The sequence below is a fragment of the Gilliamella sp. ESL0250 genome (assembly GCF_013345045.1).
Taxonomy (GTDB): Bacteria; Pseudomonadota; Gammaproteobacteria; order Enterobacterales; family Orbaceae; genus Gilliamella; species Gilliamella apicola_H.
The window spans coordinates 23,445-48,805 of the sequence record NZ_JAAEDV010000015.1 but is presented as its reverse complement, the minus strand read 5'-3'; the positions used below and the strand labels follow the sequence as shown (position 1 = coordinate 48,805).

The window sequence follows — 25,361 nt, the reverse complement described above, 5'->3', positions numbered from 1 at the left end:
ATAAAATCAGCTTCGCCAAAAAGTAGGCGTAAATAAAACCAATAGTGTAAAGATTTCCAACCGCCCAAATAACATATCGACAACCATTACCCACTTTACTATATCGCTCACACTAGCAAAATTATCGCTCACACTACCAAGGCCGACCCCTAAATTATTCAGTGATGAGGCAACAATGTAAAAAGAATCTGTAGTATCAATGCCGGTTGCCATAATAGCAAATAAGCTAACTAAAAAGACTAACGCATATGCCGAAAAGAATCCCCAAACAGCTTCAATAATACGTTCAGGCACTACTCGATTATTTAATTTTAAAGTATAGATAGCATTTGGATGAATTAAACGCTTTAATTCACGCGACCCTTGCATAAACAACAGCAGAACTCGAACTACTTTTAAGCCACCGCCAGTTGAACCTGCACAACCACCAATAAATGAAGCACACAGTAAAAAAATCGGTAATGATGAAGGCCATGTATTAATATCATCAACCGTAAATCCAACCGTTGCCGTTATCGATACAACTTGCAGTACTATTTTATCGATACTTAATTTCCGTTCTGGTTGATAAAAATAAATGCCAAACGCACAGATTGCAATTAAAACAGCTAAAATAAAAACAAAAGTTCTAAATTCTTGATCTCGCCAGTAAACTTTAATTGAAAATCCACTTAATGCGGCAAAATGAAGCGCGAAGTTACAACCCGATAAGATTAAAAAGAGAGTAACAATGTAATTGATTGTGGCGCTATTAAAGTAAGCAAGGTTATCGTCGTGAGTTGAAAATCCTCCCATTGATATTGTCGAAAAGCTATGTGATACAGCATCAAATACATTCATGCCAGCCAGCCAAAGACAAATAGCGCAAAGTGTTGTCAGCAAAATATAAATTGACCAAAGTGTTTTTGCGGTTTCGGCAATGCGAGGACGCATTTTACTGTCTTTTTGTGGGCCGGGGATTTCAGCGCGATAAAGTTGCATGCCCCCTACACCCAACAATGGTAAGATGGCGACAGCCAAGACAATAATCCCCATACCACCAAGCCATTGCAGTAATTGGCGGTAAAAAAGTAGAGCTTTAGGTAGATGATCTAACTTAACAATTGTTGTGGCGCCCGTAGTGGTTAGGCTCGAGAACGATTCAAAAAAAGCATTGGTTAAATTTAAATTAATATGCGTATCAAAAATAAAAGGAAAGGCACCGATTGTACCAAGCACAACCCAAAATAGTACGACGATAAAAAAGCCTTCACGCGTGCTCAGTTCATGGCGATGGTGGCGATTAGGTAGCCATAATAAACATCCTAATATCAATGCAGCAAAAAATGATCGAACAAAGATTGCACCAGCGCCGTCACGATAGATTAAAGCAATAAGAGCTGGTAGTAGCATAAATATCGATAACAGGGCAATTAATAGCCCAATAATGCGAAGGATTGATCGCCAATGCATAATAATAGTCTCTATTTAAAACCACGAGCTGTTTTGATAAGATCATAAGCAGCTTGAATTTCTTGTGCACGTTTTTTGGCAGCTTCCAACATTTCTTTTGGTAAACCTTTAGATACTAATTTATCTGGATGATGTTCATTCATCAATTTACGATAAGCTCTTTTGATTTCTGAGATTTCAGCAGATGAGTCAATACCCAAAATTCTGTAAGCATTTTGTAGATCTGATTGCGTCGATCGGCCTTGATAACCACCATAATGATTACTACGTTGATATTGATCCCGCTGATTTTGTTGGTTGTTATAACTATTATAACGAAAATGGTAACTACCCATCATCATTTGAATATATATTGCCATTTGTTGACGTGGAATATTAAATTCTTCAGCTACAATAAAAAGAATTTGTTGCTCTTTTTCATCTAAAATTCCATCAACTAATGCCGCTTGGATCAATTGCTCACAAAAAATATTTAACACATTACGTCGGTAACGATATTGTGCATATAGCTCAGCTAAACGAGACCTGAGTGGATAGTCACTGGCTTTGCCTCGATTAAATGAGTCTTGTGCTAGTTTTCGACTATTTCGATCCAGTTGTAATCTGTCCATGAATTGGCTAGCCAGATTAATATCATCTTGAGTGACAACACCTTTTGCTTTACTTAAATGACCAAGGACTTCAAAAACAACCGTTAAGTAAAGTTCTGGGTTTGCTTTGGTTTTTTGTTCGGTTAATTTATTGCAAAATGCTTGGTAAAGCATTGGACCAATAAATAACCCAAATAAAAACCCCCATCCCGTTTTTAATACAATACTTAATACAAAGCCAGTAATCATCGCCCAGATAAAAGACATATTATTCGTTCACCTCAATCTTATCTATCTTTTGTAAACCTCGTGGTAACGCTGTGCCTTTGCGTGCTCGTTCTGCTCTAAATTTTTGTAAATCAGCAGGATTGAGTGTCAGTTTACGTTTTCCTGCATACAAAGTCACTGATGCCTCTGAGGTAATGAATATCATATAAGAAAGACTATCATCTGCGCCAGATAGCGACACAATTTTATTTCCTTTACCTTTGGCAAGTTCTGGTAAATCTTTTACTGGAAAGATGAGCATTCGACCTGCTTGAGTAATAGACAGCAGTAAACTATCTTCAGATAGAATTTCCATAGGTGTGAGTATTTTTGCATTATTTGGCAAATTGATAACCGCCTTACCGTTGCGGTTGCGGGCAACTAAATCATTAAATTGACAAATAAAACCATAACCTGCACTGGATGCCATTAGAAATTTTTGATTATCATTTTGACACATCAGCACATGTTCAACCGTTGCGCCCGCAGGTAGCGCTAGTTTACCAGTTAATGGTTCACCTTGGCTTCGGGCAGATGGTAAGGTATTTGGCTCTATAGCATAACTACGACCTGTTGAGTCGATAAAGATAACTGGCTGATTGCTTTTTCCTTTCGCGGCGACTTTAAAGCTATCACCCGCTTTATAGCTTAAACCTGTAGCATCAATGTCATGACCTTTAGCGGTTCTAACCCAGCCCATTTCAGACAAAATAACAGTAACAGGTTCGGATGGTGTTAACTCTTGTTCACTAATAGCTTTAGCTTCACTGCGCTCAACAATCGGTGAGCGACGCTTATCACCATATTTTTTTGCATCTTCTTGTAACTCTTTTTTAATTAAATTACTCAGTTTTTTAGGTGAAGCTAACAAAGCTTGCAGATGATCACGCTCTTTTGCAAGCTCACTTTGTTCACCTTTAATACGTACTTCTTCAAGTTTGGCTAAATGACGGAGTTTTAACTCTAAAATCGCTTCGGCTTGAATATCGGTTAATGCAAAACGGCTAATTAATTCTTGTTTCGGTTCATCTTCGTTGCGAATAATTTCGATCACTTCATCAATATTTAAAAATGCAATCAATAAACCATCAAGGATATGTAGTCTTTTTAAAATTTTATCTAAACGATAATTTAGGCGACGAGTGACAGTGTTTTTACGATATTCAAGCCATTCAGTGAGAATTTCAACCAAACCTTTGACTGACGGGCGATTATCAAGCCCAATCATATTCATATTAACGCGATAACTTTTTTCGAGATCGGTGGTTGCAAATAGATGATTCATCACTTGTTCTAAATCGACTCGATTTGAACGTGGCACAATCACTAAACGAGTTGGATTTTCGTGATCCGACTCATCGCGTAAATCTTCAATTAAAGGTAGCTTTTTAGCTCGCATCTGAGAAGCAATTTGTTCTAGGATTTTAGCGCCTGACACTTGATGAGGGAGATCTGTAATCACAATATCTCCATCTTCTTTTTTCCAAACCGCACGCATACGAATTGAGCCACGCCCTGTTTTATAGATTTTCGCGATATCATCAGGTGGCGTAATAATCTCAGCTTCGGTCGGAAAATCAGGCCCTTGTATGTGAGCCATTACTTCGCTTAAAGTTGCATTTGGATTGTCTGCCAACATAATTGCCGCATTCGCCACCTCACGAATATTATGTGGAGGAATATCGGTTGCCATACCAACCGCAATCCCCGTTGTACCATTTAATAAAATATTCGGTAGTCTGGCTGGTAACATTTTCGGCTCTTGTAAAGTACCATCAAAATTTGGCGTATAATCAACCGTTCCTTGCCCTAACTCACCTAATAATAATTCAGCATATTTCGATAAGCGTGATTCGGTATAGCGCATAGCAGCAAATGATTTAGGATCATCTGGTGCCCCCCAGTTACCTTGTCCATCAACTAATGGATAGCGATATGAAAATGGTTGTGCCATGAGGACCATAGCTTCATAACAGGCGCTATCACCATGAGGATGATATTTACCAAGCACATCCCCTACAGTACGTGCTGATTTTTTAAATTTTGCTTGCGCATTTAAACCTAGTTCTGACATGGCATAGACAATACGTCGTTGCACGGGTTTAAGACCGTCACCAATAAACGGTAGTGCGCGATCCATAATGACATACATTGAGTAGTTTAAATAAGCGCTTTCGGTAAAGGTACGTAGCGACTGGACTTCTACTCCGTCATGAGTTATATCACTCATTATTGTTCCTCTAAATCATTCTGTTTGTTAGACATCAAGTTCAACTTGATCGCCTTTTTCTTGTAGCCATTCGCGGCGATCTTCTGCGCGTTTTTTGGCAAGTAGCATATCCATTAATGCCATCGTTTGCTCACTATCATCAAGCGATAGCTGTACTAAACGGCGTGTATTGGGATCCATCGTTGTTTCACGTAGTTGCAGAGGGTTCATTTCCCCTAATCCTTTAAAACGCTGTACATTTGGTTTGCCTTTTTTACGTTTAAGCTGCTCTAAAATACCTTCTTTTTCTTCTTCATCTAAGGCGTAATGGACTTCCTTTCCTAGATCGATACGATAAAGTGGAGGCATAGCAACAAAAACATGCCCATGCTCAACCATGGTACGAAAATGACGAACAAATAACGCACAAAGTAAGGTGGCAATATGTAATCCATCCGAGTCAGCATCGGCTAAAATACAAATTTTACCATAACGTAATTGGCTCAAATCATTGCTATCTGGATCAATACCTATTGCCACTGAAATATCATGAATTTCTTGAGATCCTAATACTTCGTCGGATGACACTTCCCAAGTATTTAAAATCTTACCTTTAAGCGGCATAATGGCTTGAAATTCACGGTCTCGAGCCTGTTTAGCTGAACCGCCAGCCGAGTCCCCTTCCACTAAAAAAAGTTCAGTACGGCTTAAATCTTGCGATGAACAATCAGCCAGCTTACCCGGTAGTGCAGGGCCACTAGTTAGCTTTTTGCGGATAACTTTTTTTGAGGCTTTTAAGCGTTTTTGCGCACTGGAAATCACCATTTCAGCTAATAATTCAGCTATTTGCACATGTTGATTTAACCAAAGACTAAACGCATCTTTCACAATTGCCGACACAAATGCCGCACTCTGGCGTGATGATAATCGCTCTTTAGTTTGACCTGCAAATTGAGGTTCTTGCATTTTAACCGAAATAACATAAGCACAGCGTTCCCAAATATCATCGGCAGTTAATTTTAAGCCTCGCGGTAACAAATTGCGAAACTCACAAAACTCACGCATTGCGTCTAACAAACCTTGACGTAAACCATTAACATGCGTACCACCTTGTATCGTTGGAATTAAGTTAACGTAACTTTCAGTCAATAGTTCTCCACCTTCGGGCATCCAAACTAGTGCCCACTCTACGGCTTCTGTTTCACCAATATGGCTGCCAGTAAAAGGGATTTGTGGTAATAGTGGGTAACCACTAACAGATTCCATTAAATAGTCTTTTAGGCCATCTTGATAACACCAGCGTTGTTCGGTTTTGTTGATTTTATCTTTAAAAATAATATCAAGACCTGGGCAAAGAACGGCTTTGGCTTTAAGAAGATGAGACAAACGTAGGACAGAAAATCTTGGAGAATCAAAATATTTTTCGTCTGGCCAAAAATGCACTTTGGTACCGGTATTACGTCGCCCACACGTACCAGTAACATGCAGATCCTCAACCTTATTGCCGTTTTCAAAAGCTATTTCGTACACTTGACCATCACGATGAACGGTCACATCAACGCGTTTAGATAACGCATTGACCACCGAAATACCCACACCATGCAAACCACCCGAAAATTGGTAATTCTTGTTCGAAAATTTACCACCAGCATGTAAACGGCAAAGTAATAGCTCAATTGCAGGCACGCCTTCTTCCGGATGAATATCAACAGGCATTCCTCGCCCATCATCAATGACTTCTAGTGAATTATCTTCATAAAGAGTTACCTTGATTTGACGAGCATGGCCAGCGATGGCCTCGTCGACACTGTTATCAATGACTTCCTGCCCTAGATGGTTTGGGCGACTTGTGTCAGTATACATTCCTGGACGATGACGAACAGGATCTAGCCCTTTTAATACTTCAATATCAACGGCATTATAAGTGGATTGCGACATAATGTTTCTATATTACTCGAATAAATGGCGGCTATTATACCAACCTTTGAACAATAAGACCAAGGTCAATGGTAAAGGCACTTTAACAAGTGATGAGATCCGCTATTAATTAGGTAAGCTAAATAATACGATTTTTTAAGGAGGTAAGATAAAAATTTATTACTAAAAACACAAAATCGTTTATAATTCACCCTGATATTGATTGTTTATTAGCGTTTACTTAATGATTTTATTTTGATTTTTTAATAAAAAACAAACATAAATAATGAAATCCGCATATGGAAAGGAAATGAATAATGTTAGAAATAGTCACTTACCTGTCGTGGCAAGTAAGCCACAATTATAAGCATTTGGTCGTTTTATTTTTTGTTTCGATATTTTGCCTTTTTTATTGGTATTATTGTAAAACAAAACCAGTATTACATTATATTATACCGATTCTATTTTTCATGACATTCCGTAGTCATTATGCAGGTGCGTTATCGGCCACAACAGCAGATGTGATACACGGTCATGCACCTTATCTTACTTTTGATGGTGGTGCAACCAAAAGCGATATTAAAGCGTTATTCGGCATCAGACTCCCTGATGGGCGTGAATATGTGCCAGATGGTGGGAAGTCAAATCTATATCCAAATGCTGAAGTAGTCATAAATGGGTATGAACCAATTGAGTTGCCAAGCAATGCAAACACTTTTGATAGTATCCAAACACTAGTGCCTCTATCTGATTCAAGTATTAATTTAAACGATTTAATAGGTAAAAATGGCTATTGGTCAGATGATGATGGCGATGGGAATGTCAGTATAACAGGTCTTCTAGAACTTGCTTGGTATGATGTAAATGATAACTATATTACAGATACTACAAGTAATTTTGACCCCTGCTCGGCCCCCTATCAGTTAGAACTTTACTTAACCAACCCTCAACTATCAACTCAATATGGCGTACCAAGGACAAGGATCTTACCGAATGCTTGGCAACTGTACAGGTTTAAAGTGACAAATGGAGTACGTGTTTGTTATGCACAACCTCCGGCTCTGTATGGTATGGAAGGTACAAACTGGAGCAGAGGTCTTGGCTTTCAGGTGAAAAAAATTGATGACCCCAAGCAAAACTTTCCGACAACGGGATCAAATGAACTCAGTTTCCGTTTACTGTTAGGCGGTATCACACCAAAGCAAATCATTGATGCGAATGGTACAACAGTGTCAGCAGTAAGTGGTGGTCAATCTGTGACATTATTATTAAGTGCAGAAACAGGTCAAGGATGGGATGGCTATAATCAAGAGCTATTAAAGATAACATTAAAAGGTCCAAATAAAGATTCGAGTAACAAAAGTTTTAATCCCTCTTTATTTAAGCTTTACGCCGATGGTAGCCACAATAAATTGCTTTATAGCTTTAAAATAGAACGCTGGTATATTGCCAATCCAGATGATTCTAATGATGGTTCCTATGCTGAAGCTGAAATATTCTGTAATAGTTTAGGTAACGATTATCGTATACCTAGTGTTGGGGACTATACCAATGCGAATAACTCTTCTTGGCAGTGGGGCGAGCCGGGACAAGGAAATGAAAGCCTAAGACAACTAAGTTACAAAATTGATGACAAGTGGATAGGCGGTTTATTTAATGAATGGGGAGAATTTACCTACAATAATCGCCATAGAAATGACGATTGGAGCGATGACCAATATTGGGCATCTGACGGATATATAGTCTCTCCATATGGAGATATTACCACCTCAAATAATAATATCTACACCTACGCCGTGGCAGCATGTGTAACGCCTTAAAATAACGCGTGTTAGATTACCCGTTATTAAATGGGTTGCATATAGATAATCTCAATTTTTAATAAAGATTGGGATTATCTGAGTAGTATCTTATAAATAGATCTTTACAAATCTTAACCAAAAAAAAAGCGGTTTTTCTTTAAACAACATTGCTTTTTGTTTAAAATTAGAACAGTATTACTACTCAAAAGTGATATTTTTTAACATTAGCACCACAAAAACATTATTAGCAAATGGTTGAAAATAATTTAACTATTTATTTTTAAAATAAAAAAAATCATAAACTATATAAAATAGAATAGGTAACGGTATAATGTCGTCTAATAACACTCTTCAACAACCAAAACATTCAATTTCTCAAATATCGCCGCTTTTTAATTATTTAAAACTTTTTTTCAATTGTCTGAAAAAGTTATTTTATACCTCATATAAGTGTCATCTTTCATTTCTAAAATTTTTCTCTTTACATTTAACTCTATTTATTTGTATTTATCTTCTTCTATCTGCTAATAATGCGATAGCCTTGTCGACAATGACAAATCAAGTCATACATGGTAGTGCACCGTATTTAACTTTGGATGGTGGAATTACGAAAACAGAGAGTTTAGAAGAATTGTTAAGCATAACGTTATCAAATAATAAAAGCTATATTCCACAGGGTATAAACAATGGGTTATATCCTAGTGGTATAATAGATTTTTCAAGCGAAATCAACCCTATTGAGTTACCGAATAAAGCTGATACGTTTGAGAGTGTGCAAACAATAGTACCTGTGGCAAACTACCCACGCATTAACCTAGCTGAGTTGGTTGGAGAACCATATAATTATGGGAAAGACGATGATGGTGATGGGCGTGTGAATGCAACAGGTAGCTTAACGATTAAGTGGCAAAATAAAAAAGGCGAAGATATTACTGATGAGGTTAAAGCACACCCAAATAAACTATTAAATATTTGTAATGCACCTTATAAACTAACATTAACAGCAACTGATGCTGAGTTATGGACACCGTATGGTATACCAAAAGGGAGCCATTTTTCTGGATCTAGCCACTCATATTACATTAAACCAAAGATTGATATACCTTTAGTGTGCTATGCTCAACCTAATTTAAACAATGGTACGGGCGTATATGCGGGTCCAAAAGAACAGTGGAGTGAAAATGATGGATTTAAATTACAAAGCCTTAGCGATGCATCAAAGAATTTCCCTACAACTGGAGCAAATAATTTATATTTTAAATTAATACTTGCAGGTATGACTGCAAGACAAATGATTGCTATCAATGGCAGTATAGTAAGGCCAGTATCAGGTATGGGGATTACTCTGTCATTAACTGCTGAAAATAATGCATTAGACGAAAATGTTGTTCGGGTGACCTTAAAAGGACCAACAAAAGACTCGATGAATAAAATGTTTAAACCAGCAAGATTTGAACTTTATCGTGATATGGCAAAAAACTTGATATATCAATTTAAAATAGATCGTTGGTTTATCGTAAAATCAGGAGATACAGGTCAGCATTACGATAATGCGGTTTCGTTTTGTAAAAATCTTTCCTCACCACAAACGTATTTTGTCCCTGCAGCACAAGATTATACAAATGCAAATGGTTATGATTGGAATTTAGGGGTGCCAGGACAAGGAAATACGTATCAACGTAGAATTAGTTATTGGAATAATTCTCAATGGGTTGGAGGGTTGTTTAGTGAATGGGGAATTATTTATGATTATCGTGATGCAGGTTGGGATTCAGGTGACTATTGGGTAACAGATGTCTCTCAAGAAGGTAGAAGATACAATGTTTTCGCTCGATTGGGTGATGTAGATATTCACTTCTGGAATAATTCTAGTGATAGGGTTGCTTGTGTTGCTTGGTAAACGCTTAATAAATTTATTTACATAAGAATAATGTGAATAAATTTTGTTCCTTTGGATTTATACAGCAAATTTAAAAATGCTTGTTAATAAAGATAAAAAAGAAGTCCCTATAATATTAAATTTTTGATAGTGACTTCTTAGATAACAAATGGCATAGTATTTTACTTTTTTAAAAAATTTGATATCAAAATATTTATAATGTGGTGGATAAAATATTGACATTATATATTGCTAACCTATCTACTTAATCATTGCTCCATTGAATTTTGATTAATTTAATAGCACTTTTCGTTTTTAGTTTGTTTATTCATCTTTTAGTATTATTATCAACATAATTTCATATCAACATTAGGGAATGATGTGAGTAAATTACAGAATAAAACAAGCAAATGCGATTTTTTACAAAAACCGATAACAATTGATGATGTAGCTGCCCTGACTAATAATATACAATTACCTTTTTCCTACGTTGAACCAAGTACTAATGCTAATAGTACAATTTCAAATCCCACCGATGAAGAAAAAATTGTTTATAGTGCGTGTTTAGTTAACTGCGGTAGTCGCTGTCCTTTAAAAGTCCATGTTAAAAACGATATTATTACTAAAATAGCGTCAGAAGATGGGGTAAATGATGCCGTTTTTGGTTTACATCAAATCCGCCCTTGCCTTCGCGGTAGATCTGTTCGTTGGCGAACTTATGATCCAGATCGTTTAAAATATCCTATGCTACGCATTGGTCAACGTGGTGAAGGTAAATTTAAACGTATTTCATGGAGCGAGGCGATTAATTTACTGGCAGATAAATTGAAATATACTATTAATCGGTATGGCAACGAGGCGATTTATTACCAATATGGTTCAGGAACAATCGGTGCTAATCTTTCAGGTCGTAATGCATGTCAGCGTTTTTTAAGTACGATTGGTGGTTTTTTAAATTATCATGGTGATTATTCCAGTGGGCAAATTTCGGCTATTCGACCTTATATTTTTGGTAATGCTAAGGATTCTTTGCTTGATCAAATAAAGCATTCCGATTTAGTTGTGATGTTTGGGCATAATATTGCCGAAACTCGAATGTCAGGTGGAGGGCAAGTTACAGAGCTTTTTCATGCATTAGAACAGAGCAACGCACGGGTGATTATTATTGATCCGCGTCATAGCGAAAGCGTGGTGGCTTATAATGCCGAGTGGATCCCAATTATTCCCGGTACCGATGCCGCATTAGTTGCCGCAATTGGCTATACATTACTTGAGCAAGATCGCATTGATGAAAACATGCTTAATCAATATTGTATTGGTTGGAGTGCCGATTCTTTACCTGATAGTGCGCCACCTTATAGTGACTATAAATCTTACCTTTTAGGATTAGGCTATGACAGAACGCCTAAAACACCAGAATGGGCCGCTAAAAAAACCGGTATTCCGGCTGTACAAATTCGTAAATTAGCGATGGAGATTATCAATGCTAAGGCTGCTTGGATTTCGCAAGGTTATGGTGTACAGCGTTGGCAAAATGGCGAACATACCGCTCGAGCTATTATGATTTTACCCATTATAACCGGTCAATTTGGTAAGCCGGGTACCAATATCGGCACGTGGGGTGGTAGTATTGTTTATCCGATACCTAGCTTTAATTTGCCAAATCCAGTAAAAACTAGCATACCTTTCTTTTTGTGGACGAAAGCAATTGCAGATGGCCCAAACATGACAGCTAAAAATGCTTACCTAAAAGGTAAAGATAAGCTGGATGTTGGCATTAAATTTATTTGGAATTACGCTGGTAATGTAATGGGAAATCAGCATTCAGATCTTAATTATACCCATCAAATTTTACAAGATGAGTCTAAATGTGAATTTATTGTTGTTTGGGATACGCATATGACCGCATCAGCCAAATATGCCGATTTATTGTTACCGGATGTTTCATCAGTTGAAAATACTGATTTAATTAATAATTCTTATTCATCTGGTGCGTATAGCTATCTTATTCGTATGCAACGCGCAATTAAGCCACTTTGGGAAAACCGATCAGCGTATGATGTGTTAACCGAACTGTCCGAGAAAATGGGCGTAAAAGATAAATTTACAGAAAACCGTAGTCAAGATGAGTGGATAGCGTATTGTTATGAGCAGTTACGAAAACGTGAACCTCATTTACCCCCTTTTGCCGATACTGACGGTATGGGAGTAATTGATCGTAAACTTGCTGATAGTGATACTCAAATTGGATTAAAAGCCTTTAGAGATGATCCAATTAAAAATCCATTAAATACGCCGTCCGGAAAAATTGAGATCTATTCTGAAGCGCTAGCTAACATAGCCAATGAATGGGAACTTGATGCAGACGATATACTCTACCCCATTCCGGCGTATTTACCAGCGATTGAAGGCAGTGAAGATAAACTCAAACGTAAAAAATATCCGTTGCAACTTATCGGTTTTCATACCAAAGGGCAATGCCATTCCAGTTACAGTAATTTACCGCAACTGCGCGAAGCGGTTGCTAATAGTCTTTGGATTAATCCATTAGATGCTGAGCAAAGGCAAATAAAACATGGCCAGTTAGTTGAGGTTTATAACAACCGCGGTCGGCTTTCTATTCCTGCTAAAGTCACACCCAGGATATTACCGGGTGTCATTGCTATTCCGCAAGGGATGTGGGCAAAAACCAATGAGGTAGGGATTGATATTGGCGGTTGTATTAATCGCTTAACATCATTGCGTCCAACAGTACTTGCAAAAGCGAATCCCCAGCATACCAATTTGGTTGAAGTCAAACCATTATTAAACATCATAAATTAAACAACGGATAATAAAAATGCAATATGGATTTTATATTGATTCTTCAAAATGCACCGGTTGCAAAACTTGCCAACTCAGTTGTAAAGACGAAAAAGATAATGCATTAGGTGTTCATTTTCGCCGTGTTTACGAGTATGGCGGAGGTACTTGGCAGCAAGTTGATGGTATGTGGCAAAACGATACTTTTACCTACTATTTATCCATCTCATGTAATCATTGCCAAGAGCCTGCTTGTGTACAGGGTTGCCCTACAGGTGCAATGCATAAACGATCACAAGATGGCTTAGTTGTTGTTAATCAAGATATTTGCATCGGTTGCCGAAATTGTGAAATCCATTGCCCTTATGGTGCACCGCAATTTGATCATCAAAAACAGGTCATGTCAAAATGTGATGGCTGCTATGAACGTGTTGCTGAGGGATTAAAACCTGTTTGCGTTGAATCGTGTCCACAAAGAGCCTTAGATTTTGACGAAATTGACAAACTACGTCAGCATCATGGTCATAAATGTGATATTGCACCACTACCAAGTTCGCAACTCACTAAACCCAATATAGTGATAAAACCCCATGCGCAAGCCAAGGCGTCTGGCAATACTTTAGGTAAAGTACTCAATCCTGAGGAGTTATAAGTAATATGCGCAACTTACCACTAGTGTTTTTTTACGGTTTTAGAACAATTAACTAATGACATAGTTTTGAGGAGATATTTCTTTGAATAAAATCGCTTCTATCACATTAGCAAAGCTACTTGGTGCTTTTTTTTATTATCCACCAAATAGTAACGTTACTACGCCATTAATGCAGGCATTATTACATATTAACCATTTGGTTAAGTGGCCAGATCCTGCTTTTATTGATAAGCAGTGTAGTATATTGGCTAATCATATGGATGATCCTGAACTTAACTATCAATTTTCATTACTATTTGAAGGTCAAGGAACGATGCCGGCACCGCCGTGGGGTTCATTTTACCTCGATAAAGAACACCTATTGCTAAGTGAATCACAAGCATACTATCGTAAATTTTTGCAACAACATGGTTTGACACTCAATACAGGCATAAATGAGCCAGAAGATCAATTTGGATTAATGCTAATGGCCTATGCCATGTTGCTTGAAAATAATAACGCTGTAGTGGCAAAAAAATTAATCAATGAACATTTGATGATTTGGTCTTCTGCCTATCTAAAAAAGCTAAAGCAAAACAGGGTTAGCCCGTTTTATCAAGCTTTAGCGGAGATTGTTGATCAATATTTACAGATGCTTTAATGACATAATATGCATGCTCATTGATCAAAAGCTAGTTATTTTATTCAAATATTCATTTTGTTTCGTTATAAGAGATAACCTACGATATCATAATATTGCAGCTTTTATCGTAATCGGTATAATGCCTCCTCTGATTTTTAAGGTAAATAATATTGATGTTAGCTTATATACAATTAATGCGGTTAGACAAACCAATTGGCACCTTATTACTACTTTGGCCAACACTCTGGGCAATTTGGCTTACTGGCTTACCTTATACTTATATCACGCTCATTTTTATTTTAGGTGTATTTGTTATGCGTGCAGCTGGCTGTGTAGTCAATGATTATGCCGATCGCCATTTTGATGCACACGTTGAACGCACAAAAAATCGCCCCCTTGCCCGTGGTGCATTGACCGAAAAAAACGCATTATTGACCTTATTTATATTATTATTTATCGCCCTTTGTTTATTATTAACTTTAAATAAACTCTCTTGGTTGATTGCCTGTTTTGCATTATTAACCGCACTTATTTATCCTTTTATGAAGCGTTATACCCATTTACCACAAGTCATATTAGGCATTGCATTTAGTTGGAGCATTCCGATGGTATATGCGGCAACCATTGAGCAGTTTCCGTTAACCTGTTGGTTGCTTTTCTTTACTAATATATGTTGGACAATTGCTTATGACACTGAATATGCCATGGTCGATCGCAATGATGATGTAAAAATTGGCATCAAATCCACCGCCATCTTATTTGGATGTTATGACAAATTAATCATTGGATTATTGCAGATAGTTTCAGTTATTGGTTTATTATTTATTGGTTTAACTAATCAGTTATCACAGATCTTCTATATTGCTTTATTACTAGTTACAGCACTATTTATTTATCAACAATGGCTAATAAAAAATCGAGTTCGAAACAGATGTTTCAACGCGTTTATGAATAATAATTATGTGGGTTTTATCGTGTTTTTAGGTCTGTTTTTTGCTTAAAAATTAAAGGTCTTTGTGAGGTTATAGATTGATTGGTCTAAATATCGCCATGATAAAATTTTATTTAGGGCTCCCTTTGCTATTTAAAAAAATAATTAAAGCACTTCAACAGTTGCCACTTGTTTAGGTCCCTCATAAATAATTATTTTAAACCCTTTATTGAGTAAATAACTGGGCGCATTTTCCATTAAAAAATGAGCTTCACCAAAACCTATTCTTTCGTGAGTATTAATGTGCTCATTATTTTTAACATTTATTACCAATGACCAACTTGTCATATCACCCTGCTTATCTTTAAGCGGTTCAGTGATCGGATAGTATTTTGTATTTATGGGAAGCGTTTGTTTTCCACCTTGTTGTATAGATCGCCAATAAATTTTGACATTAACTGTCGAACGTTGCATTTTTAGATTCCTATTTAGTTATTTGTTATTCTTTTATTTTTCAATATGTGTACCAATTTATTTAAAGGGCTTCTTAATAATAAATTATCAAATTTTACTTAGCCATAAAGATTCTTTTGTGTTTAAAAAAGACAGATCTTACATACTCCCATTGTGAGAGGAAAATTTATATAGAAAATTACACTTGCTTCAATTTTAAGTGGTAGGTGTCTACCTTCTTATAAATATATCACTAAATTGCTCAATCATTTCTTTTGTGACGATATTATTTTTATAATCTGTTAAGTAACTTTTGTTTAATTTGCTATAACCATTTTTATCCAATTTATCCACCTGCCAATTGCAAACAGGGCATAGTTCAAAAAGAGCATCTTCAGCGCTTTCGAACACCATAAATTGGCAACAAACACAAGCTACCCCTGATATTTCACTATCTGGATGATCAATAATCTTGATTTTATTACCGGTAATTTGCTCGATTTTTGTTTCGAGATAACGATTTTTGAATAACGGTGAGGGTTTATAATTATCAAGAATATCATTATTAAATATTGCTTGTTTAGCATGCTCGCAAGATTGCTGGTTTATCATGCCATTTTCAAATAAATACGTTGTTCTAGCTTGTAAGCTTAAACTAAATAACGCATGATAACTTAAAAAATTGATGACCTCATCACGCAAAAAAGATATACACATAATACTGCTATGTCTCTATTAAGCTCATAATTAAATGAACGCTATAGTGCTAATTACCTATTTAGAAAGAATATAATTACCACAAACGGTCATTTTTTGAAATAAATGTAAAGCACAATTGAAACTATAACCCAACTCCATATAACAATATCTAGCTGGCGATTTTTCTTATATTTTTTGTCAAGAGACTGTAATACCTCATCCAAAAATAAAATAAAACGGTTAAATGAATCAAATTGCAATGTTAATTCTTGCTCTACGACTGACCAGTAGTAAACACAACCATTATCTTGAGGCCTTAATGAAAGCAGGTAACAATTCAAGTTTAGATCAGAAGCAAAAGGTAGCATATCTTGTAGCTGCGGAAAATCTCGCCTAAACTGCGCATAAATATTTTCTATTGTAAGGCCATATTTTATGCTAAAAAAATTAATCAAAAACTTGTCATCAACATAATTACTCATTTTACTATCAACTTGTATAAAAGTTCCTCCGTTAAATTGGCGGTAAAAGCTGATAAAATCATCGGGAATTTTATTCCCAACTAATTGACTAAATTCGTTGAGTTCTTCATCAGTTAATTGCTGTTGTGTTTCTTCTAGTTTCAATACCATCTGTTTTTTCTTTTCACCAAAACCGTATCAACTAAAAAGCATGACTTATTATTTTTTTATTTAATAGCTTCATCATGCACTTTTTATTATTTGAGTTATAAATTGATTTCATCGATAGTTTGCATTACTCGTGCTGTAATTAAAGGCTTAAGTATTGTATTCATGGTTTCAATTTTTGCTAAGTTGGTATCATTCTGGTCATCTAAATAACCTTGCTCTCGTAGTGATGCAACTAATGTTGAAAAGACACCTTTGTCGAAGAATTCCGGAGCATTAATACCATGCAAAACAGATAACCTCTCAGCAATGAGTCTCGCCTCTTTTTCTAGTGTCGCACGGCTAATCGTTGGATCTTTTTGCAATAAAGAAAACGCAATGGCATAACGTTGCAATGTATCTTTAGATGATGACGCAATTAACTGTAAATCCGACATTTTTAAATAATTCAATGTTAATTTATCTGGTGAATAGCTGATGAGGTTTAATTCGGCATACGTTTTAATAATTTTATTCACATATTCAGTAAGTTGTTCTGCATTATGATAAACAAATAGTTCTGATTTGATTAAAGGAAAAATTAGTTTTACCTGTTCTAGCACTTCAGTAGATGAAATTCGATTATGTTTGAGTAAAATTCTCGCCACGATAGCAGGAATAATCAGCAAATGCTGAATATTATTTCGATAATAAGTCATTAAAACCGCTTGTTCGGAAGTAAGACCGACGATTTCGCCAGCTTCATCTGTTGTGATAACAAATTTCCCCATTTCTTTGGCATGTTCATACAATTCTTCTGGTGTTTGATCTGGAATAGTGATCAAATCTGAATAAGGAATACTTTTTAATAATTTTAACAAATGATCTATCTGTTCAATTAACCTAACTTTAGTTAGCGCTCGTTGATCTGCCGCTAATAATATTGAACAACATAAATTCATCGCGTTGATTGCCGCTGATGAATTAATATGCTCCATAATTTGCTTAGCAAGTAAGTTAGTTGTTGGTGTCAACCATTGTGGGCGTTGGGTGCCGGTTGGTTCGATAGCATCTCGCCATTCTGGTATATGTTGGTTCAAAAATTGGTTTAACGGTATCGGTTGACCAAAATTGACATAACCAAACCCCAATTTTTTTAGTTTTAAAAATGCTTTTATAGTACGCCATAAACTCTCTTTTTCTTTTTTTGCTCCTCGTAATTCATTAGCATAGGTAGCAACTTCTAGTACATGCTCATAACCAATATAAACGGGCACAACAGTAATTGGTCTTGCATCACCACGTAATAATGTTTGAATTGTCATCATTAACATGCCTGTTTTAGGATCGAGTAACCGACCGGTACGTGATCGCCCACCTTCAACAAAATATTCAACAGCATAACCGCGGATAAAAAGTTCAGCTAAATATTCTCTAAAAACCGAAGTATAGAGTTTATTACCTCTGAATGAGCGGCGAATAAAAAATGCACCTAATCGCCTAAAAATAGGACCTGCGGGCCAAAAGTTCAAGTTAATGCCAGCTGCAATATGGGGCGGGACTAGCCCTTGTCGATAAAGTACATAAGATAATAATAAGTAGTCCATATGGCTACGGTGACAAGGGGCATAGACAATTTCATGACCATTTTGCGCTAACTCACGAACAGGATCAGCATTTGTCACTTTTAACCCTTGATAAAGCCTATTCCACGCCCAAGTGAGGACAAAATCTGTAACTCTTAGCATACGATAAGAAAAATTAGCCGCAATTTCATTTAAAATGACTAATGCATTTTTTTGGGCTTTATCAAGACTCACATTTTTACTTTTGGCTTCTTCTTGTATAGCTTCAGAAAGTACTTGTTTTTTGAGTAAATTATTTAACATTGCTTGACGAACAGGAAGTTTAGGGCCAATTGAGGCCATGCGCTGTTTTGCAAAATGAATCCGTGCAACACGTGCTAATTTATGTGCTAAAACAGGAAGATCTTGCTGTTTATCCACATGAATATCTTTAAATGAAACCGTGCGAGAAAATCGCGTATAACAGTCTCTGCCTAGCGTAATTATTTTAAAAAACTTACTGGTTGCACCAAGCACTTGTAGTGATAACTTTTTTTTCCCTTCAATATCGGGACGACGCCCAAACATTACCGAAACAGGTAACATTTGGATATCAAGATCATGATTTTGTTGATGTGCCGAAATATAATCTCTTAAAATTTCAATCGCTTTGTTTTTTTGTTGATTAGAGGCAAAAATACCTGGCCCTTTATCAATATAGAGATAAGCAGGAATGTTTTTACCATTGATATCAATGCCAACTAATGGATCAGGTAAATTATATTGTAAACAAAGAGAACGAATGACCATCAAATCAATTTGAGAGTTATAAGGTAACACATATAAAATTGGTCTGTCGGTATCAAGGTCTAATTCTGTTATTGGATCGGTAGGAATCGGTTTACTTTTAACAAAAAGTTTGACCAAGATTTGGATAAGAAAAAAATAAACTTTAGTCCACCAAGAAAACATAAAAAATAAACCTCATACTTTTGCGTTATTGATATACCTAACTAATTTTAATTATTTAACCCATCAACCAAACAAAAATAAAAGTTTTGCTTGTAAAGCTAGATAGTGTTTTTATGTATTAAAAAGAGCAATGAATTAAGTATATACTTGTTACCGTTTGACCGTTAACAAATTTGCACAATCTTTAGTCCATGTAATTTTAGGTAAATAAAAAACAGATTATAACGTTTTATTGCTATCAACGCCACGAATCTACTTGGCTTTTATCTTCAATATTAATCCTGTAATATTGATTAGATAATGAGTTGATTAATCCTTGCCTACATAAACATCTTTACAAAAAGGTGTTTATTTTTATAACACTCTTTTATTTTTTGTAAAAAAGATTATCTTATTAGACACCCAAGATAACTTCCCTCTAATTGATTAAAAACAATGAAATTATATGGCCTTTCTAGCACCAAAATTAGCTGTGCATTTATATCAGCATGTATAAACACCCCTTATAACACAACTCGTTTTATCAAGGATTTAATAGCGGGAATAACTGTCGGTATTATTGCTATACCGCTAGCAATGGCGCTAGCAATTGCTAGTGGCGTACCACCACAGTATGGTCTATACACCGCAATTATAGCGGGCTTTGTGATCGCATTAACGGGCGGATCACGTTTTAGCGTTTCAGGTCCTACTGCAGCATTTGTGGTTATTTTATACCCGGTATCGTTACAATATGGATTATCTGGATTACTCGTTGCAACATTACTGTCTGGCATATTTCTTGTATTAATGGGATTGATTCGACTAGGGCGATTAATCGAATACATTCCATTACCCGTGGTATTAGGTTTCACATCAGGTATTGCCATAACTATAGCAACCATGCAAATTAAAGATTTCTTTGGCTTAACGCTTGAGCATATGCCAGAGCGCTATATTGAAAAAGTTATTGAGTTAACGAAAACACTACCCACCATAAATATTGCTGACACTATAGTCGGAACAGTAACACTGATAGTGTTAATTGTATGGCCAAAACTTAAAGTCAAAATATCGGGGCACTTACCGGCACTGGTTGCTGGCATTGCTGTCATGTTTATTTTTAATCAATTTGGTTATCAAATTGAAACCATTGGTTCACGATTTACCTATACGCTAGCCGATAATACAATAGGTCATGGCATACCCTCTGTATTACCAGAATTTATTTTACCTTGGCAGCATGCTGAATTTAATTGGGATTGGTCAACACTGACCGCCTTATTACCGATTTCGTTAACCATGGCAATGTTATGCGCAATTGAATCGCTATTGTGTGCTGTCGTATTAGATGAAATGACGCATACCAAACATCACTCAAATAGCGAACTTATTGGTCAAGGTTTAGGAAATATTATTGCGCCCTTTTTTGGTGGCATTTCAGCAACAGCAGCTATCGCGCGGTCGGCGGCAAATGTCAAAGCCGGTGCAACATCGCCGATTGCTGCCGTTTTGCATTCACTCGTTGTGTTACTTGCACTAATTTGCTTTGCACCTGCATTATCGTTTATCCCACTTTCTGCAATGGCTGCATTGTTACTTATCGTCGCATGGAATATGAGCGCGGTTCAACGCGTCATTTATATTATTAAATGTGCGCCAAAAGATGATATATTGATTATGCTTATTTGCATGTCGCTCACAGTTCTATTTGATATGGTGATTGCAATTACACTCGGGATTGTGCTTGCATCAATTCTATTTATGCGCCGTATTGCTCGAATGACTCGCTTAGTTGAGCTAAATCGCAGTGACGATAAAACTTTAGTGTTACGTATTAATGGGCCACTGTTTTTTGCTGCTGCTGAACGCACATTTTTAGAGATCTATCAAAAGATTAATGGATATAAGCACATAGTGCTACAATGGGATGCAGTACCTATTCTTGATGCTGGTGGACTTAATGCTTTAATACATTTTATCGATGAACTACCTGAACATGTTGATTTATCAATTTGTGAATTACAATTTCAACCATTAAAAACATTAGCTCGCGCCAAAATTGTTCCAATTTCTAATAAACTCATGTTCTATTCGACGCTAGACGAAGCACTGAAAGATAAAAGTTAATTCTCAATTTAGTTTTATTATATTGACTAATTTATATGCACAGTGAAAGTTTGCATAAAAACGCATTACTGTGCAATAAATTGTACCTTCATGACCTTTCTTTTCATTTACTCATCGCTGTTAACAGACTAAGGTCTTTGCAGTGGTTTGCATTTGAAATCCAAAATTAACTCATAAAAATAGGTAAATAACATGATATCTAACGAACACAAGTTCCACGCTCTTAAAGAAAAATCAAGCTGGTTTATTTTAGTCGGTGTTATTTTAATTGTATTAGGGTGCTTAGCATTAGGTTATCAGTTCATTGCAACCGTTTTTTCTATCTATTTTATTGGTACATTAATTCTCATTGCAGGTATTGCCCAAGCACTACATTCTTTTAGCATCAAAAGTTTTGGTCAATCAGCCTTATGGGCAGTAATGGGAATTTTATATATTTTTATTGGATTAATGTCATTTTTCCAACCCGTTGCTGTTTCATCTGCCTTAACATTAGTGATGTCGTTCTTGTTAATTATGGGCGGCTTTACCCAAATATTTGCGGCTCTAAATAACCGCAATTTACCTCGGTGGGGATGGGTTTTAACCTCTGGGATTATTACATTAATTTTAGGATTTATGATTATTGCAGGTTGGCCGTATGACAGTCTTTGGATATTAGGTATGTTTTTAGGTATTGATCTTATTTTCCAAGGTTGGGCATATGTCGTTATCGGCTTTGCACTAAAAAATCGTTAATACCTAATATTTTTTATTTTGCTACTCCCAATTTAAATTTCACAAATTGTGAGTAGCAACAAATAATATTCGAGCCTATCATTACTAAACCAACTAAAATTAAATTTTTTAATTTTGTTTAAAGCTCATTATTTATATTATTTATAGCTTTTATTCGTTTTTGCCTTTACTTCTTGCATTGTCTGTAAAATTCGATGATAGTTATCAAGCCTTGATGGGGCAATTTGACCGTCTTGCATTGCTTTTTGTAGCAAACAACCTGGCGTATCAAGGTGATTACAATCACGAAAGTGGCAACCACCTAAATAATTGTCAAATTCTTTAAACCCCCTAATTACCTGTTCTGGCTCTAAATGCCATAAGCCAAATTCGCGGATCCCTGGTGAGTCAATAATATCGCCACCATTTGGTAAGTGGTAAAGCCGAGAGGATGTGGTTGTATGTTGACCAAGACCTGATATTTCTGAAATACCTCCAGTCATCGCTGATTGTGATTGATGAGGTAACAGTAAATTAATAATACTTGATTTACCTACGCCTGACTGCCCAACTAAAATAGAAACCTTACCTTGCAAGGCATCTTGCAATACCGCAATACCTTGTTGATTTTGGCATGAAACATATAATAATTGATAACCAATATGAGTATAAATCGCCAATTGTTTTTCAACATTAGCGCGTTGCTGATCATTGAGTAAATCAATTTTGTTTAAAACAATAATGGGTTGTATATCAGTACTTTCACAAGCCACTAAATAGCGATCGATAATATTTAGTGATAGTTCTGGCAAGACAGCCGAAATAATCACGATTTGATCAACATTTGCGGCAACGGGTTTAACACCATCATAAAAATCAGGCCGAACAAGTTCAGAATGCCGAGGATGAACCGCTTCAATAATACCATTGGTGTTCGGCTCTAAACTTTCGCGCCACAAAACTTTATCGCCAGTGACTAACGACGGTAACGTGCGCCGAATACTACAACGATAAATCAGGCCTGCATCATCTTCGACATCAGCCGATTTACCAAAACGACTTATCACAACACCATCACGAGGGGATGAAAAATTTGATAGACTTTCATCTTGTTTTATAGCTAATCGTTGCTGGTGTTTTGCCGCTACGCGCCTTTTTTGATTTTGGGAGAGTTGATTTTTTGCCATAGCACTCATTTTTTACTAAAACAGATTGTCAGTTATGCTACACTACTCAGTATCAAAAAGAAAATGTCTATCGCAAATTATGAGCAAACAACCACAAATTAACAGTAGCAATCTTATTTGGATTGATCTTGAAATGACAGGACTTAATCCAACCACTGATCGCATTATTGAAATTGCAACCATTGTTACCGATTCTAATTTAAATATCCTTGCTGAAGGACCTGTAATTGCCGTTCATCAATCTGATGAGCAATTAGCATTAATGGATGAGTGGAATCAAAATACCCACGGCAAATCAGGACTTATTGAGCGCGTTCGTACAAGTACTATTAGCGAACAACAAGCCGAACAACAAACCATCGAATTTTTAAAACAATGGGTACCTGAAAACAGCTCACCAATTTGTGGTAATACTATTGGGCAAGATCGTCGTTTTTTATTTAACTATATGCCTAATTTAGAACGTTATTTTCATTATCGTTATTTAGATGTTAGTACAATTAAAGAATTAGCTAAACGCTGGAGGCCTGAAATGTTAAAAGGGATTAGCAAACAGAGCTCGCACCAAGCGCTTGATGATATTCGTGATTCGATTGCCGAACTGGTTTATTACCGCGAGCACTTTTTTGATCTAACCAAATAATTAGCATGCAAATTTTATATACTGTTTTATTATATTTGATTCAACCCTTTGTTTGGCTAAGGCTACTTTGGCGTAGCTGTAAAGCACCTGCTTACCGTAAGCGTTGGCTTGAACGCTATGGTTTTTGCCAAAATAAAGTTGAATCTAACGGTATCTTGCTGCATGCCGTATCAGTGGGGGAAACGATTGCCGCTATCCCACTAATCAAAGCATTGCAACAACAATATCCTAATTTACCTATCACAGTGACAACTATGACGCCAACAGGCTCAGAGCGAGTGAAATCGTTACTCGGTGATAATGTTCATCATGTTTATTTACCTTATGATTTGCCTTGCGCAATAAATCGTTTTTTAAAAACAGTTCAGCCAAAATTAGTGATTATTATGGAAACTGAGCTTTGGCCTAATTTTATTTGTCAGTGTTACAAACGAAATATTCCGCTGGTTCTTGCCAACGCTAGATTATCAGAACGATCAGCTAACCGATATCGCAAACTAGGACGAGCGATTAGCCATTTACTATCAAAAATCAGCGCCATTGCCGCACAAAATAAGCAAGACGGAGAGCGTTTTGTATCACTGGGTTTGCCGAGTGATCATTTAGCCATAACCGGCAGTATTAAATTTGATATTGATTTAACGGCTCAACAGCAGCAAAAAATTGCAATGCTAAAACAACAATGGCAATTAAATCGCCCTGTCTTTATTGCTGCAAGTACACATAGTGGCGAAGATGAAATCATCTTGTCTGCCTTTGAACGATTATTAAAAACATGCCCTGATTTGTTATTAATCGTTGTTCCCCGCCACCCTGAACGCTTTAAAACCGTCGAAAAATTAATTAATGACCGCGGGTTAAATTATATTAACCGCAGTAGCAACCAAGTTCCGACTAAACAAACACGAGTCATTTTGGGCGATACAATGGGAGAGTTAATAGAACTTTATGGCATTGCCAATATTGCCTTTGTTGGAGGTAGTTTAGTGAAGCATGGTGGGCATAACCCATTAGAGCCAGCACTTCACCACATCCCAATCATTAGTGGCGAGCACTTTTTCAATTTTAAAGTTATTTGTGAACAGCTCATTTCAGCTAACGGGATGATCATTTGTGCTAGCTCAGCAGACGCTCTTTATTCCGCAGTTAATACGCTTTTGGAAAATAAAAGTAATAGTCAGCAAATTGGCGAACAGGCATATCAAGTATTAAAACAAAATCAAGGGGCACTAGATCGACTGCTTAACATTATCAACCATTATCTTTGCGCAAAATAGGGATTGCT

At 36.4% G+C, this 25,361-nt stretch carries 19 protein-coding genes; 10 read left to right on the top strand and 9 right to left on the bottom strand.

Features of this window, described 5'->3' with window-relative positions; all coding sequences use genetic code 11:
- Positions 1-6: 6 nt before the first annotated feature.
- The 4 genes from GYY69_RS11155 to parE are packed head-to-tail and all read right to left on the bottom strand — an operon-like array spanning position 7 to position 6,456.
- On the bottom strand, positions 7-1,452 hold the full coding sequence (locus GYY69_RS11155; protein ID WP_174797747.1) for a TrkH family potassium uptake protein: 1,446 nt from the start codon (positions 1,450-1,452) through the stop codon (positions 7-9).
- Between the two features lie 11 nt (positions 1,453-1,463).
- Positions 1,464-2,309 (bottom strand): co-chaperone DjlA, encoded by an 846-nt coding sequence (djlA, locus tag GYY69_RS11150; RefSeq protein ID WP_174797746.1) that lies wholly within the window; start codon positions 2,307-2,309, stop codon positions 1,464-1,466.
- 1 nt (position 2,310) lies between these two features.
- Entirely contained in the window at positions 2,311-4,539 is a 2,229-nt protein-coding gene (gene parC / locus GYY69_RS11145; protein WP_174797745.1) for a DNA topoisomerase IV subunit A, read from the bottom strand.
- A gap of 27 nt (positions 4,540-4,566) precedes the next feature.
- On the bottom strand, positions 4,567-6,456 hold the full coding sequence (gene parE / locus GYY69_RS11140; protein WP_174797744.1) for a DNA topoisomerase IV subunit B: 1,890 nt from the start codon (positions 6,454-6,456) through the stop codon (positions 4,567-4,569).
- Positions 6,457-6,752: 296 nt separating this feature from the next.
- Between parE and GYY69_RS11135 the strand changes: the two genes are divergently transcribed.
- From GYY69_RS11135 to ubiA, 6 genes are all read left to right on the top strand, one after another.
- Entirely contained in the window at positions 6,753-8,255 is a 1,503-nt protein-coding gene (locus GYY69_RS11135; protein ID WP_174797743.1) for a hypothetical protein, read from the top strand.
- A 532-nt stretch (positions 8,256-8,787) separates the two neighbouring features.
- Complete coding sequence (locus GYY69_RS11130; protein ID WP_174797742.1) at positions 8,788-10,137, top strand: hypothetical protein; 1,350 nt, start codon at positions 8,788-8,790, stop codon at positions 10,135-10,137.
- A 360-nt stretch (positions 10,138-10,497) separates the two neighbouring features.
- Entirely contained in the window at positions 10,498-12,939 is a 2,442-nt protein-coding gene (locus GYY69_RS11125; protein WP_174797741.1) for a DMSO/selenate family reductase complex A subunit, read from the top strand.
- Between the two features lie 16 nt (positions 12,940-12,955).
- Positions 12,956-13,570, top strand: coding sequence for a DMSO/selenate family reductase complex B subunit (locus tag GYY69_RS11120; RefSeq protein ID WP_174797740.1), 615 nt, complete (start codon positions 12,956-12,958; stop codon positions 13,568-13,570).
- An 82-nt stretch (positions 13,571-13,652) separates the two neighbouring features.
- The gene (locus GYY69_RS11115; protein WP_174797739.1) at positions 13,653-14,210 is read left to right on the top strand and encodes a TorD/DmsD family molecular chaperone; all 558 of its coding nucleotides are present in this window, start codon (positions 13,653-13,655) and stop codon (positions 14,208-14,210) included.
- A 155-nt stretch (positions 14,211-14,365) separates the two neighbouring features.
- On the top strand, positions 14,366-15,193 hold the full coding sequence (ubiA, locus tag GYY69_RS11110; RefSeq protein WP_174797738.1) for a 4-hydroxybenzoate octaprenyltransferase: 828 nt from the start codon (positions 14,366-14,368) through the stop codon (positions 15,191-15,193).
- A 95-nt stretch (positions 15,194-15,288) separates the two neighbouring features.
- Here the strand turns inward: ubiA and GYY69_RS11105 are convergent, their stop codons facing one another.
- From GYY69_RS11105 to plsB, 4 genes are all read right to left on the bottom strand, one after another.
- On the bottom strand, positions 15,289-15,597 hold the full coding sequence (locus GYY69_RS11105) for a hypothetical protein (protein WP_194240641.1): 309 nt from the start codon (positions 15,595-15,597) through the stop codon (positions 15,289-15,291).
- A 210-nt stretch (positions 15,598-15,807) separates the two neighbouring features.
- Positions 15,808-16,293 carry a CPCC family cysteine-rich protein gene (locus tag GYY69_RS11100; protein WP_174797737.1) on the bottom strand — a complete coding sequence of 162 codons (486 nt, stop codon included), beginning with the start codon at positions 16,291-16,293 and terminating at the stop codon, positions 15,808-15,810.
- 89 nt (positions 16,294-16,382) lie between these two features.
- The gene (locus tag GYY69_RS11095; protein ID WP_174797736.1) at positions 16,383-16,907 is read right to left on the bottom strand and encodes an SMI1/KNR4 family protein; all 525 of its coding nucleotides are present in this window, start codon (positions 16,905-16,907) and stop codon (positions 16,383-16,385) included.
- Positions 16,908-17,002: 95 nt separating this feature from the next.
- Complete coding sequence (plsB, locus tag GYY69_RS11090) at positions 17,003-19,420, bottom strand: glycerol-3-phosphate 1-O-acyltransferase PlsB (protein ID WP_174797735.1); 2,418 nt, start codon at positions 19,418-19,420, stop codon at positions 17,003-17,005.
- 435 nt (positions 19,421-19,855) lie between these two features.
- On the opposite strand from plsB, the gene dauA reads away from it, so the two are divergent.
- Both dauA and GYY69_RS11080 read left to right on the top strand, forming a co-directional pair.
- Positions 19,856-21,529, top strand: coding sequence for a C4-dicarboxylic acid transporter DauA (gene dauA, locus GYY69_RS11085; protein WP_174797734.1), 1,674 nt, complete (start codon positions 19,856-19,858; stop codon positions 21,527-21,529).
- Positions 21,530-21,721: 192 nt separating this feature from the next.
- Positions 21,722-22,267 carry an HdeD family acid-resistance protein gene (locus GYY69_RS11080; RefSeq protein ID WP_174797733.1) on the top strand — a complete coding sequence of 182 codons (546 nt, stop codon included), beginning with the start codon at positions 21,722-21,724 and terminating at the stop codon, positions 22,265-22,267.
- Positions 22,268-22,404: 137 nt separating this feature from the next.
- On the opposite strand, the gene rsgA is transcribed toward GYY69_RS11080, so the two are convergent.
- Complete coding sequence (gene rsgA / locus GYY69_RS11075) at positions 22,405-23,433, bottom strand: small ribosomal subunit biogenesis GTPase RsgA (RefSeq protein WP_174797732.1); 1,029 nt, start codon at positions 23,431-23,433, stop codon at positions 22,405-22,407.
- Positions 23,434-23,512: 79 nt separating this feature from the next.
- Between rsgA and orn the strand changes: the two genes are divergently transcribed.
- Positions 23,513-24,076, top strand: a complete 564-nt coding sequence (orn, locus tag GYY69_RS11070; RefSeq protein WP_174797731.1) for an oligoribonuclease — start codon at positions 23,513-23,515, stop codon at positions 24,074-24,076.
- Positions 24,077-24,081: 5 nt separating this feature from the next.
- Positions 24,082-25,353 (top strand): lipid IV(A) 3-deoxy-D-manno-octulosonic acid transferase, encoded by a 1,272-nt coding sequence (gene waaA, locus GYY69_RS11065; RefSeq protein ID WP_174797730.1) that lies wholly within the window; start codon positions 24,082-24,084, stop codon positions 25,351-25,353.
- The last annotated feature ends 8 nt before the right edge of the window (positions 25,354-25,361 follow it).